Here is a 13,029-nt window from a genome sequence, read left to right on the forward strand (position 1 = left end):
CGGACCCATTCCGAATAAGGTGCGAAATTCTATGCCCTCGTATGAAAATTGTCAAAGTGATATTCGTGTAATTGCGCTTGCGATAAGGGATAATAGCGAGATTATTTTTGAATTAGCGGATGTACGGTTACTAATGATTGTGCTGGGTATTGAAACGTCGTGTGATGAGACGGGTGTAGCGCTTTACGATAGCGAGAAAGGTTTGCTGGCTGATGTCTTATATAGTCAGGTCAAAATGCATGCTGAATACGGCGGTGTAGTGCCTGAATTGGCTTCGCGTGATCATGTAAGAAAGCTGCTTCCTCTTATTAAAGAGGTCATGCAACGTGCTGATCTAACCGCTAATCAGGTTGATGCGATTGCTTATACAGCAGGGCCAGGTCTAATTGGTGCGCTGATGGTAGGCGCATCGACGGGGCGGTCATTGGCCATGGCGTGGGGTGTTCCTGCGATTGGTGTTCATCACATGGAAGGTCATCTTTTAGCACCAATGCTGGAAGAGAACCCTCCTGAATTTCCCTTTGTCGCTTTGTTGGTGAGCGGCGGTCATACTCAGCTGGTTAAGGTAACGGCAATTGGTGAGTATCACTTATTAGGTGAGTCGCTTGATGATGCGGCGGGGGAGGCGTTTGATAAAGCCGCTAAGATGCTCGGCCTTGATTATCCCGGTGGTCCTTTGGTTGCCCGTTTAGCTGAGCAGGGGGATCGTACGCGTTTTCGTTTCCCGCGACCGATGACTGATCGTCCTGGGTTGGATTTTAGCTTTTCTGGTCTCAAAACTTTTACGCTCAATACCATCGCTAAACATACTCAGGATGGGGTTTTAGATCAGCAAACTCAAGCGGATATAGCAGCGGCTTTTGAAGAGGCGGTGGTTGAAACCTTGGCAATTAAGTGCCGCAGAGCGTTACAAGAAACAGGGCTAAAGCAATTAATTATAGCCGGTGGAGTGAGCGCGAACCGGCGTTTGCGTGAGCGGCTTGACGCTGTTGTGACTAAGGAGAAGGCTTCATTGTTTTATGCTCGTCCTGAATTTTGTACGGACAATGGCGCCATGATTGCTTATGCAGGGTGCCAACGCTTGTTAGCAGGGCAAAGCAGTGGGTTGGTGATAGAGGCTAAGCCTCGCTGGTCAATGGAGTTGTTAGGATCCATCAATGATACAGTCGAGTCTGTAGGTGAAAAAGCATAATGGATATCGTTTTTGTTGAAGGTTTGCAGATAGAAACTGTCATTGGAATCTATGATTGGGAGCGCGAGATTCGTCAACGCGTCGTGTTGGATCTGGAGTTAGGGACGGATATTAAGCACGCTGCTCAAACAGAAGAAATTGATAACACGCTGAATTACAAAGCGGTGTGTGATCGACTGATTGAGTTTGTGCAAGAGAGCGAATTTCTACTCGTTGAAACCATGGCTGAGGAAATAGCTAGCTTACTCATGAGAGAGTTTTCTGTTAGCTGGCTGACATTGAAGTTGGCGAAGCCGGATGCAATTCCAGCGGCAGCGGCCGTTGGGGTCAAAATTGAGCGCGGAGAGCGCAGCTAATGGCGTTAGTCTATTTGAGCATTGGTAGTAACATTGAGCGTTTTCGTCATGTGGCTTCTGCGTTGGATGCACTAGAGGCGCGCTTTGCGCCGTTAGTGGTGTCTTCTGTGTTTGAGAGTGAGGCGGTAGGTTTTAACGGCAGCCCATTTCTTAATCTAGTAGTGGCAATGGATACTGAATTGAGTGTAGGTGAGTTATCCCAGTGGTTAAAAGCCTTGGAAGACGCTAATGGGCGCGTCCGCGGTGGTGCTAAGTTTGCTCCGCGTACTTTGGATGTAGATATTCTCACATATAACCAAGTTGTGGGTGTGGTCGATGGGGTTGAGTTGCCAAGGGGAGAGGTCCTTTATAATGCGTTTGTTTTGTGGCCGCTGTCTGAAATAGCTCCAGATGATGTCCACCCTATTAGTCAGCAAACATATGCGAACTTGTGGGCTGATTATGATCGTTCTACTCAGCGCTTGTGGCCTGTTGATTTTTCGTGGAAAGGCCAGCTTATTTCTCGTGCCCAACCTCTCAATAACTAAGTGGGCACTGTTGCATTTTAAAGCTGTTGTGCTTTAAAAAAGCTCGCAAATCGCTATTTGTCGTTTTGCTATTTCTTCTCCTAATGCAGCACCTTTATATCCATCATTCATCAGTGCTTTAGGGTTAATTCCCTTGAGCTCCTCGCACAGGTTGGCTAGTAATTCGCCAGCATTAGTATTTTCATCACTTAATAAGCGGGTACTAGCTTGCAGTGGCGGCAGGCGCTCGGGGCGTCTTAATAAATCTAATTGTTTGATCAATGCGAGTTTGTTTTCTGCGCTCAGTGAACTCCAGCATTGAAGTTGCGGATGCGCTATTAACGTGTGGATGGCGAGCTCGCGGGTTTGATTTTGGGTGCGTAAGTCGCGACAAAATTGATCCAGTTTAGTTTGTGCTTCACTGAGTGTGTGAAAGCACACATAACACAAGGCTGCAAAGCGCAACTTTGTCTCGGTGGTGTCGGTGAATTGGACTGCAATCCGTTGTGCTTTATCGTTATTAACAAGTGTAGTGAAAGGAGGGAACAATTGTTCTAATGCGTTGGCCTGCTCAAGGACGTTAAAAAATGTAAGCGGGGAACGTTCAGATAAAGCGCGCTCCATCTCTTGCCAAATGCGTTCTTTGGTGAGATGCGATAATTCATCGGTGCTGGCAATGGCTTGCATGAGTTTGAGGGTGGGGGCTGCGACGGTAAAGCCAAGATGGGCGTAGCGTGCCGCAAAGCGTGCAACCCGTAACACACGCAAAGGATCTTCAGAGAAAGCGGGTGATACATGGCGGAGTTGCTTTGTTGCAAGATCGTTTTGTCCGCCGTAAGGGTCAATTAATTCTCCGCTACTGCTTTTGGCCATGGCGTTAATTGTGAGGTCTCGTCGAGACAAGTCCTCTTCTAATGTAACATCGGGCGATGCATGGTATTGAAAGCCTGAGTAGCCTTTACCGCTTTTGCGCTCGGTGCGTGCTAACGCATATTCCTCGCCAGTTTTTGGGTGTATAAAAACTGGAAAATCACTGCCGACAGGGCGGTAACCATTTTTTATCATCTCTTCTGGAGTTGCGCCTACGACAACCCAGTCTTTATCATAAACGGGGTAATTAAGAAGCTCGTCACGTACAGCGCCGCCTACCAGATATATCTGCATTGTTACGACTCTATTTTATCAGCATGATTAACACGCCACTCTTCGAAGCCGCCGTTTAAACTAGCGACATTCTCAAACCCACGCTCTACTAAAAACGCAGCAGCGCTTTGGCTGCTGATGCCGTGATAGCAGCAGACGATGACAGGAGTATCAAATTCAAGCCCGTGCAACACTTGCTCTAGGTTGTCGTTGTTGAGATGTAAAGCTCCGGTGATGTGTCCGGCTGCAAAACTTTGGGAGTCACGTATATCGGTGATAGCCGCCCCTTCATTCATGAGTGTGATTGCTTCATCTGCATTGATGCATCTAAATTCTGCCATGAGTGGTATCTCTTTAATTAGTTAGCGGTTGAGTTGTTGGCTGGGTATATCAGTTTGGGATAAGTCCTCAAGGCGAAGCGCACGTAGCGCGCCGCCCCAAACGCAGCCGGTATCTAACGCATGTATTTGTTGTGTGCCAGTGTGCCCTTCGAGTGCTGCCCAATGGCCAAAAACTAACTTGTCATTGGGAAAGCGCTGTTCTCGGAGGCTGAACCAAGGGTAAAAACCGTCAGGTTGGCTCTCTAGACCGCCTTTGGAGGCAAACTCTAATTCGCTTTGGGGTGTACAAAAGCGCATACGGGTAAAGTAATTAGTGATGACTCGCAAGCGTTCTGGGCCCTGAAGTGAATCAGACCATGTATTAGGTTGGTTGCCGTACATATGAGCAAAGTAGTTTGTAGGGTTCTCACGCAAGGCATTTTGGCACTCTTTAGCCAAGCGATGTGCCTTTTTGATGGACCATGCAGGGGGAATGCCGGCGTGAGTCATTGTAAAGCCGAGCTGAGTGTCGGTATAAATTAAGGGCTGTTGCTGTAACCATGCTAACAGCTCGTTACGATCGGGAGCTGTTAATATGGCATCGAGTGTATCGCTACGCTTGGCTTTAGCGAAGCCCTGATGAACGGCGAGCAAGTGAAGGTCGTGATTCCCCAGCACAGTAACAGCTTGTGAGCCTAATCCGCGAATAAAACGCAATGTTTCTAGTGATTTGGGGCCGCGATTAACTAGGTCACCACAAAACCAGAGCTTATCTTGGTCTCCAAATTGGATAAGCTCGAGTAGTGCTTTAAGTTCGTCGAAGCAACCTTGTATATCGCCGATTGCGTAAGTAGACATGTTCTCTCAATAGGGTCGGATGCAATTAATGAAGCGCTAGAGGCTGTGCTAATGTAAACGCAGCAATAGGTGCCTTAAAACGCTCACCATCAGATGTTTCCATTATGTAGTGCCCATACATGCTGCCAACATGCGTGGCTAGTACGGTGCCGCTGGTGTATTGGTAGCTATTTTGTGGCTCGATAATCGGCTGTTCACCGACAACGCCTTCACCTTCAATTTCTTGTACATGTTCGTTGCCATCCGTTACTACCCAGCGACGGCTTAGCAGTTGAACAGGCATCAAGGAGCTGTTGGTGATGGTTATCTGGTAAGAAAATACATAACGATGGGCTTCTGGATCAGACTGGTCGGGCAAAAAACGTGTGTCGACAGCAATCTGAATATCTTTGTCAGGATCAATAAGCTCTAACATATGTTACCCCTGTTGCTCTGTCAGCCAGTCGGCGATTGTTATGAATTCTTTTAAAGTTAAACGTTCAGGGCGCAGAGATGGGTCAACGTTAAGTGTAGTGAGTGTGTCTGCGCTAATTATTTCTTTTAAGTTGTTGCGTAAGGTTTTACGACGCATTGTAAATGAGGTTTTAACGACGCGCTCCAATTGCTTAAGGTCTTTTGCAACTAGTGGCAAAGTTTGGTGAGGTATGAGACGCACAATCGCTGAGTCAACTTTAGGGACTGGGTCAAACGCTTCAGGTGGCACGATGAATAAGGGTTCTACCTTGCAATAGTATTGCGCCATTATGCCCAGGCGCCCGTAGTGGTTGTCTCCTGGCTGAGCGGCTAGTCGGTCTACAACTTCCTTTTGCAGCATGAAGTGCATGTCTAGGATGTCGCCGTGATGGCTGAGCAAATGGAAAATTAGTTGTGTGGAAATGTTGTACGGTAAGTTGCCAACAATACGCAGTAAACGATCATCTTCTTCACGTAGCGATTTGAAATCAAACTTCATGGCGTCTGCTTCAAAAATGCGAAATTTATCACCAAAGCGGAAAAATTTGGTACGCAGAATAGGTGGTAAATCCCTATCTAACTCGATTGCATCCAGTGCGCCTGCTTCGTCTAATATCTCTTCAGTCAACGCGCCAAGCCCGGGACCGATCTCGACCATATGATCGGTGGTATGCGGAGCAATAGAACGGATGATTTGCCGAATAATGCCTTGGTCTTGAAGGAAGTTTTGACCAAAACGCTTTCTGGCTTTGTGCATAGCAGGTTTCTGTTGGCTCATGTGTGCTCTTGGGTAGTTTGTTTTTAGGCTAAATTAAGCTCGTTGGTTTGCAGGCTATCGGAGGCTTATGTCGTTTTAATCCGATTGCGAGCCATATCACCCGCATAGCGTATAGCTACTTCTAAGCTGCCGGGGTTGGCTTTACCTGTGCCTGCTAAGTCGATAGCAGTGCCGTGATCAACCGAGGTGCGAATAATTGGCATACCTAGGGTGATATTTACGGCGTTGCCAAAGCCTTTGTATTTTAACACGGGAAGGCCTTGGTCGTGATACATGGCGAGTACAGCATCGCACGTTTCTAGATATTTGGGCGTAAAAAGGGTATCGGCCGGTAAAGGCCCTGTTAAATTTAGGCCTTTTTCTCGCCAATTGTTTAATACGGGTGAGATGGTGTCTATTTCTTCGCGCCCCATGTGTCCGTCTTCCCCTGCATGGGGATTAAGGCCGGCGACGATAATATGTGGGTTGCTGATGCCAAAAGTGTGTACAAGATCGTAATGCAGTACATCGATAACTTCGTTTAATAGGTCTGACGAAATCGAGTCGGCCACTTCTCGTAACGGTAAATGAGTGGTGACTAGGGCGACACGCAGCCCTTCAGTAGCGAGCATCATCACTACTTTATTAGTGTGGGTTAGCGCTTCTAAGAACTCTGTATGGCCACTGAAAGGTATACCAGCATCATTGATTACTCCTTTGTGCACTGGTGCTGTTACCATGGCGTCGAAGAGAGAGTTTAAACAGCCCTTTGCCGCTACCGAGAGCGTATCTAATACATAGTGCGCGTTGCGAGGGTCTAACTGACCAACGCGAGCAGGAGCTCCCAGTGTTACTGGAGCCACTGTTAAATGACTTAATGCATTGGGCGTTGCTGGTTGCTCTGGGTCAAAAGGGATGAGTGTAAGCGGCAAGCCTAAATGCGCAGCGCGATCCGTCAGTAATGAGGGATCGGCAACGACTATCAGTTGGTCTTGCTGCGGTTGCTGGGCCATCTGTATGATCAGATCAGGCCCAATACCGGCTGGTTCGCCCGCTGTGATGGCGAGCCGCTTACATTCACTCATATTTTGATGTCGACATAGGCTTCAGCGCGAATTTCTCGGAGCCAATTAGCAAGCTCTTCTGAATATTTGCGCTTGTTTAATATGGAGCGAGCCTGATTTTCGCGAATTTGATCGCCCAAATCCTGTTGGCGACGAGCCTCTACTTGCAGAATATGCCAGCCAAAGCGGCTTTCGAAAGGCTGGCTAATTTCATTAATGGCGGTTGCATTCATAACTTGCTCAAATTCGGGCACCATCTGGCCAGGTTGTGCCCAGCCTAGTTCGCCGCCTTCTGAGCCACTGCCAGGATCATCACTGAGCTCTTTAGCTAAGGTAGCAAATGACTCGCCAGCCTGTAAGCGACTTGCAACGCTGTTGATCATGCGTTGCGTTTGTTCTGCCGAGCGTATTTCGCTTGGTTTAAGCAGGATATGTCGCACTTTAGTTTGTTCGACCATTTGGATTTCACCACCGCGTTTATCACGTAGCTGTACGATATAAAATCCGCTAGGTGAACGAATGGGTTGGCTGATGTCGCCTGGCTGCATGTTGGTTAGTGCTTGAGCAATATCTTCTGGTAGTTCGGATTGTTTACGCCAGCCGAGGTCTCCACCATTAAGCGCATTAGGTGCGCTGGAGGCGGCAATTGCAGCCTCAGCAAAGTCGGCGCCTTTGAGCAGCTCTTGATGGAGTTGCGATGCATTAGACTCGGCAGCTTGGATTTGCTCTGGAGATGCTTGCTCAGGAATGCTGATCAGGATAAAGCTGAGTAGCAATTCTGGCTGATTTAAACCAGCGCTGTCAGTTTTAAGAAAATGTTGCACTTCCTGATCTGATATTTTGATGCGTCGGCTAACATTGCTTTGCTGAACCTGAGAAATAAGCAGCTCTTTGCGAATTTGCTCGCGAGCAGAAACGTAGTCGCGTCCTTCGGCAATAAGTGCGTTGCGGAATTGCGCTAAATCCATACCGTTTCGTGCGGCAATAGAAGCGATAGATTCGTTAAGCTGTCTATCTGATACTTTTATGCCTTGTTGTTCAGCAATCTGTAAAAGTAAATTATCTAATATGAGACGGTCGATAACTTGTGAGTCTAAGATACTCTTAGGCGGCACACGTTGATTACGAGATTGAAGTTGTTCGGTTACTATGGCTACACGATCCTTGAGTTGGGATTCTAGTACCACACCGTCGTTAACGATGGCCGCAATGCCATCTAGTTTTTCGGGAGCTGCTTGTAATAAAGGTGAGCAGGCCAGTAAGCCAATCGATAGTGTGCGCCAGTATTTTGCTGACCCTGCATTAAAAAGTTTCATTGTTATCATCACGCTGTTTAAAACCTGTAATCTTTTCTAAAAGGCTGGATCCACCGTTGCTGCCGAGGTTCCCGAGTCCTTTGAGTACAAATTGGACGTAGAGTGCCGTATCTTTATCATCATCGTCTTTTAGCCAGTTGCGGACAATAACACGTGTTTGCCAACAACAGCTTTCATATTCGACACCAAAGGCCAGATCTACGTCGTTTTTATTGAACCAATCGTACTGCCAAACCCCTAAGGTTGACCAGTTTTTATCAACAGGCCACATGAAGCCAAACGTGCTTTGCTCTCGTATACCTTCGGCGTAACGATAGTTCATATTAAATATTCGGTTTTCATCCGCTCGATAGCGAAGGGATAAGTTGTTTTCGGTATTGCGAAAGGCGCTGTGGTCAAAATTTGCATCTATCGACAGATCTAGCCGCTTATTAGCCCGCCAGTTGATGGCGGTTGCAATATCGGATGAATCACCATTGCTATAATTACTTTCATCATCATCGAGTGTTACTTTGCGATCCGAATAGAAATAAGCTTGGCCAATACTAGCGCTTAGCGTTTCTCGTCCTAAATCACTAAACAAACGTGTAGTGAGTCCAAGAGAGACTTGTTGTGTATCGCCTATGTGATCGTATCCGCTATATCGGTTTTCTCGAAAGAGGGACTGATAGTTAAAATTGTATTCTGTCGTGTCGAAATCAGGTATGCCGCTTTGCTCTTCGTAAGGAACATACAGTGCATAAAGCCTCGGTTCTAGCGTTTGCTTATAACTTGTACCCACAAACTCAGTATTTCGTTCAAAGACTAAGCCAGAATCTATGCTAAGAATCGGTACCGAGGTGCTCGGGTTGGAGTCGAAATCATCAGCATCAGTTAGGTTGTAATTGGAATACCATAGTTTTGCGCTGGGTTTGATGTAGCCCCACGGTTTGACGAAATTAGCATAGATTTCGGGTTCTAAGTGAAGGCGTCCGCCATTAGCGCGCTCTATACCGGTAAAACCGCTGTTGTTACGGTAAAAGTTGGTCGCTTGGGCAATAAGTGCCGCGTTCATGATGCGTTCGTTATTGTCTGTATCACCGTTGAAGGTTAGTTCTGGTAACCGTTGGTAGGGGCGGTCGGTGTCTTCGTCAACAGTCTGGTAGCCTTGTAATAAAAAGTCAGCTTGCCATAGCTCTTCTGTATAGGTGACTCGGCCTATTCTACTTAGGTGGCTATCTCCGTCGATGTCAGCGAGCGTTGATAAATCATCTAGGTAGTCGTTGTCGCTGACGTGAATGTAGTTGATTTCGCTGGTTAGCTTGTCGGTCCAGCGCCCTGGTTGCACAAATGAAAACAGCCATCTATCTCTGTCCTCAAGATTATCATTTGGAAGAAATGCGGTTGTTAGAGTGTTATGGGTGTATTGGTTCATGTAACGGAATTCGTTTTCTAACAAAAAGCCGCGCTTCTCTATGTAATGAGGGACGATGGTGTCGTCCATTTGGGGGGATAAATTTAAGTAATAGGGCGTGCTAATGCTAGCGCCGTCATCATTACTCATACTGATGCTTGGGTATAAAAAGCCTGTATGTCGCTGGTCATCAATCGGAAAGTAAAAGTAGGGTAAATATAAAATAGGGACATCGGCAACACGCAACGCTGCATGTTTTGCAAGTCCAAAACCGCTGCTTTTATCTAAGATAATTTCGCTTGCTTGTAACTTCCACGCTTCGTCGCCCGGTGGGCATACGGTGTAGCTGCCGTTTTCAATCAGTATTGATTCGTCTTGGCGGCGAGTAATGCGCTCAACATCACCACGTATTTGACGTTCGTGTATAACATATTGGGCCCCTGTTAAAGTGGTCTCCAATGTATTGGTATTAGCAACGGCTGTTTCGCCTCGCAGTAGTAGGCCCGGTTCTCGGTATGAGGCACCTCCGTTTAGTTCGAGTTGGCCTGTTACTTGGTCGTAAGTGGCTGACTCACTCTGCAAGCGTCTATTGCCTTGTGCTATATCTACACTACCTTCGAGTTTAGTGCCCTGCCCAAGTGACGAGCTTCCTTGCTCGGCGTTGATAATAATAGGCTGGTCAAGAATATCTGTATCTTCGTCTGAGGATATGCTTGCTGGTTCTATGTAGCGTCCACTGCATATTCCTGGTGCTGTGCCGGGGGCATAGGGGAACCAATCTAGCTGTGAATACTGGGATGCAGGACGGTTGTCAGCTCCACTGCTAGCACCACAGGCTTCTTGTTTTGGTAAGTTAGTTAAACAAGGTCGCAGTGTCTCTGTGTCAGCATAGGCGCCAGGCGCCAGTATGAGGCTGATGAAAAGGAAAAAAGGTGATTTTTGTAAGGGCATCCGACGTTTCCCAGTTAAAAAGCAGGGTGTTACCACGCCTGAGCACTTTGTGGTGCGATGTTGTTTAGGTGCAAAGTCTGGAATAATAAACATTCAAACTAGGATGTGCCAGAGGAAACCGCACGATGGGACAACGGCTTTTGCAATTGGAGCAGTGGGTAACGAGTTTAGTTGCTTCAAAAAAGGTGCCATTTGGTAAAGGGTGGGTGATTACGCCAGTGTCTGGCGATGCTAGCTTTCGTCGTTACTTTAGACTAACAAATGAGGATCGTTCTTGGATCCTTGTGGATGCTCCGCCAGAAAAAGAAGATAGCACTTCATTTGTCGAAGTTGCACGTACATGGTTAGACAGTGGCATACCTGTGCCGGAAGTGATTCATGTTGATTTTACCCAAGGCTTTATGTTGCTGGAAGACTTTGGGGATAGCTTGCTCTTTGGAGAGCTTAGTGCTCAGTCGGTCGATGGCCTTTATACAGCCGCTATGGACGCGCTGTTGGCTATTCAACACGTTGGGAATGATGGCTTGCCACAGTATGATGAGCCGTTATTGAGAAGAGAAATGTCTCTGTTTAATGAATGGTTTATAGGTCAGTTATTAAAGCGACAGCTGTGCGAAAAAGAGCAGAAGATGCTGGATGATCTGTTTGCTGTGTTGGTTGCCAGTGCTCTTGAACAGCCGGTTGTGACTGTGCATCGTGATTTTCATAGCCGAAACTTAATGTGCCTAGAGGAAGGGCGCTTAGGAATTATTGACTTTCAAGACGCTGTTGCTGGTCCTATAACGTATGACTTGGTGTCTTTGTTAAAAGATTGTTATGTTGCTTGGCCTTCTGAGCAGGTCTTTGGTTGGGTAAGTGCTTATCGAATCAAAGCACAGCAGCGAGGGGTTCTCGATAAGTCTGTGACTGACGCTGCTTTTTTGAGATGGTTTGATTTTATGGGGCTCCAGCGTCATATCAAAGTGTTGGGTATTTTTTCGCGATTAGATATCCGTGATGGAAAGGCGGCCTACTTAGAGGACATACCACGTGTGCTGTCATACGTGTTGGAGGGGCTGCATAGGTATTCAGAACAGTACGCTGAATGTGCGGCGGTTGAGCGATGGTTGCGAGAGCAGATAGTTCCGAGTATGAAAAAGCTAGATTGTTTTAAGGATGTTCAGTTGTGAAAGCAATGATTTTGGCTGCAGGATTGGGAACAAGGATGCGGCCGTTGACATTAACAACGCCTAAGCCTCTGATTCCCGTTAATGGAAAACCGTTGATCGAATACCACCTAGAGGCGCTAGCTAAAGCAGGGGTTGTTGATGTTGTCATCAATCACGCTTGGTTAGGGGAGAAAATTGAACAAGCCTTGGGCGATGGTAAGCGTTGGGGAGTAACAATAACTTATTCCCGTGAAGATGAGCCGCTCGAAACAGGTGGTGGGGTTATTAAAGCGCTACCTTGGTTGTCGGATGACGGGGAGCCCTTTTTATTGATTAACGGGGATGTGCTTATTGATTGTGATTACACTCAGTTGCTATCGGTGAGGCCTCGCACTGCTCACTTGGTGTTGGTTGATAACCCTGAGCACAATAAAGATGGAGACTTTGATTTAATACCCAGCGGGCAGGTCTTGAACCCTGCAACAGAAGAAGGAAGTGCGTTAGAGGTTGATAGAAAACGCTATACCTTTTCTGGTGTCAGTGTCATTAATCCAGCGCTTTTTAATAGGGTGGTTGAATCTAAGTTTCCATTAGCGCCTTTATTTAGGGCAGCGGCGCAAGAGCTGTTGCTAACAGGCCATTTGCACACCGGCTTTTGGATGGATATTGGGACAGAGCAACGGCTAAAAGATTCAGAACACTTATTAAGGAAGGCTGATGCAAAATAAATCAGAGGTGACGGGGTTTGCTGTAGGTAATGCCCTGATGAAATACCGAACGGGTATTATTATTGGTGCTGTCATTGGTTTGTATTCGGGTGGCATCTGGGGATTGGTATTTGGTGGTGTTATTGGTGGCTTGATCAATCGAGCGGTCAGTAAATTGGTATCCGGTAAATATTCACCGCAAATGATCTTTTTTAAAGCTACCTTTTCCGTGATGGGACATGTTGCAAAAGCTGACGGCCGTGTGACTGAGGATGAGATTCGCTTTGCTCGTGATGTGATGGCGAGAATGAATCTGAATGAAGAACGTCAACGTGAAGCCATTCAATTTTTTAACGAAGGTAAATCTGAAGATTTTGATTTAGCGGCGGTTGTGACACCGTTATCTCGCTTGTTGCAACGTCAAGCGGCTGTGAAAATTATGTTTATTGAGATTCAGTTGCAAGCGGCCTTAGCCGATGGGCAAGTCTCTCAAAATGAGTTGCAAGTTATTCAGTCGGTATGTGCATTAATGCGCATGTCGGCACAAGAGATGTCAGCATTAATGGCGCGCATGCAAGCTCAACAGACATTTAATCAAGGGGCGCATGGTGGAGGAGCAGGTTATCAATCACCTTTTACATCAGATGCAGACATGCTTAAAGATGCTTACGGGGTGTTAGGTGTTACACCTGATATGTCTGATGCGGAAATCAAAAAAGCCTATCGACGCCTGATGAGTCAACATCATCCCGATAAGCTGGTGGCAAAAGGCCTGCCGCCAGAGATGATGAAGCTTGCAAAAGAGAAAACGCAGGAAATCCAAGCTGCATATGACCGAGTGAAGTCTGCCCGCAAAGCTTAGGCG

Annotated in this window: 14 protein-coding genes; 6 read left to right on the forward strand and 8 right to left on the reverse strand. The window is 46.9% G+C overall.

Going from position 1 to position 13,029, the window contains the following annotated elements; translation table 11 throughout:
- Window positions 1-133: 133 nt before the first annotated feature.
- Genes tsaD through folK form a run of 3 tightly spaced genes read left to right on the forward strand, consistent with a single transcriptional unit; the run spans window position 134 to window position 2,075 of the window.
- On the forward strand, window positions 134-1,192 hold the full coding sequence (gene tsaD, locus BS617_RS02535; protein WP_075173404.1) for a tRNA (adenosine(37)-N6)-threonylcarbamoyltransferase complex transferase subunit TsaD: 1,059 nt from the start codon (window positions 134-136) through the stop codon (window positions 1,190-1,192).
- Window positions 1,192-1,548 (forward strand): dihydroneopterin aldolase, encoded by a 357-nt coding sequence (gene folB / locus BS617_RS02540; protein ID WP_075171337.1) that lies wholly within the window; start codon window positions 1,192-1,194, stop codon window positions 1,546-1,548. The genes tsaD and folB overlap by 1 nt, the downstream gene beginning before the upstream one ends.
- Window positions 1,548-2,075 carry a 2-amino-4-hydroxy-6-hydroxymethyldihydropteridine diphosphokinase gene (gene folK, locus BS617_RS02545; protein WP_075171338.1) on the forward strand — a complete coding sequence of 176 codons (528 nt, stop codon included), beginning with the start codon at window positions 1,548-1,550 and terminating at the stop codon, window positions 2,073-2,075. The genes folB and folK overlap by 1 nt, the downstream gene beginning before the upstream one ends.
- A gap of 33 nt (window positions 2,076-2,108) precedes the next feature.
- Here the strand turns inward: folK and BS617_RS02550 are convergent, their stop codons facing one another.
- From BS617_RS02550 to BS617_RS02585, 8 genes are all read right to left on the reverse strand, one after another.
- Entirely contained in the window at window positions 2,109-3,218 is a 1,110-nt protein-coding gene (locus tag BS617_RS02550) for a tRNA nucleotidyltransferase/poly(A) polymerase-related protein (protein WP_075171339.1), read from the reverse strand.
- Between the two features lie 2 nt (window positions 3,219-3,220).
- Complete coding sequence (glpE, locus tag BS617_RS02555; RefSeq protein WP_075171340.1) at window positions 3,221-3,538, reverse strand: thiosulfate sulfurtransferase GlpE; 318 nt, start codon at window positions 3,536-3,538, stop codon at window positions 3,221-3,223.
- 21 nt (window positions 3,539-3,559) lie between these two features.
- On the reverse strand, window positions 3,560-4,375 hold the full coding sequence (locus tag BS617_RS02560) for a symmetrical bis(5'-nucleosyl)-tetraphosphatase (RefSeq protein WP_075171341.1): 816 nt from the start codon (window positions 4,373-4,375) through the stop codon (window positions 3,560-3,562).
- Between the two features lie 25 nt (window positions 4,376-4,400).
- Entirely contained in the window at window positions 4,401-4,790 is a 390-nt protein-coding gene (gene apaG / locus BS617_RS02565; protein ID WP_075171342.1) for a Co2+/Mg2+ efflux protein ApaG, read from the reverse strand.
- 3 nt (window positions 4,791-4,793) lie between these two features.
- Window positions 4,794-5,606, reverse strand: coding sequence for a 16S rRNA (adenine(1518)-N(6)/adenine(1519)-N(6))-dimethyltransferase RsmA (gene rsmA, locus BS617_RS02570; protein ID WP_075171343.1), 813 nt, complete (start codon window positions 5,604-5,606; stop codon window positions 4,794-4,796).
- A gap of 65 nt (window positions 5,607-5,671) precedes the next feature.
- On the reverse strand, window positions 5,672-6,670 hold the full coding sequence (gene pdxA, locus BS617_RS02575) for a 4-hydroxythreonine-4-phosphate dehydrogenase PdxA (protein ID WP_075171344.1): 999 nt from the start codon (window positions 6,668-6,670) through the stop codon (window positions 5,672-5,674).
- Window positions 6,667-7,965: a peptidylprolyl isomerase gene (locus BS617_RS02580; protein ID WP_075171345.1), complete on the reverse strand. Its 1,299-nt coding sequence runs from the start codon at window positions 7,963-7,965 to the stop codon at window positions 6,667-6,669. Before BS617_RS02580 ends, pdxA begins: the two co-directional genes overlap by 4 nt.
- Entirely contained in the window at window positions 7,952-10,309 is a 2,358-nt protein-coding gene (locus BS617_RS02585) for an LPS-assembly protein LptD (protein WP_170870309.1), read from the reverse strand. The genes BS617_RS02580 and BS617_RS02585 overlap by 14 nt, the downstream gene beginning before the upstream one ends.
- A gap of 125 nt (window positions 10,310-10,434) precedes the next feature.
- Between BS617_RS02585 and BS617_RS02590 the strand changes: the two genes are divergently transcribed.
- Genes BS617_RS02590 through djlA form a run of 3 tightly spaced genes read left to right on the forward strand, consistent with a single transcriptional unit; the run spans window position 10,435 to window position 13,026 of the window.
- Entirely contained in the window at window positions 10,435-11,478 is a 1,044-nt protein-coding gene (locus BS617_RS02590) for an aminoglycoside phosphotransferase family protein (RefSeq protein WP_075171346.1), read from the forward strand.
- A gap of 5 nt (window positions 11,479-11,483) precedes the next feature.
- Window positions 11,484-12,185 (forward strand): N-acetylmuramate alpha-1-phosphate uridylyltransferase MurU, encoded by a 702-nt coding sequence (gene murU, locus BS617_RS02595; protein WP_428977881.1) that lies wholly within the window; start codon window positions 11,484-11,486, stop codon window positions 12,183-12,185.
- Window positions 12,175-13,026, forward strand: coding sequence for a co-chaperone DjlA (gene djlA, locus BS617_RS02600; protein ID WP_075171348.1), 852 nt, complete (start codon window positions 12,175-12,177; stop codon window positions 13,024-13,026). The genes murU and djlA overlap by 11 nt, the downstream gene beginning before the upstream one ends.
- Window positions 13,027-13,029 lie beyond the last annotated feature (3 nt).

The sequence above is a fragment of the Neptunomonas phycophila genome, assembly GCF_001922575.1.
GTDB lineage: Bacteria > Pseudomonadota > Gammaproteobacteria > Pseudomonadales > Balneatricaceae > Neptunomonas > Neptunomonas phycophila.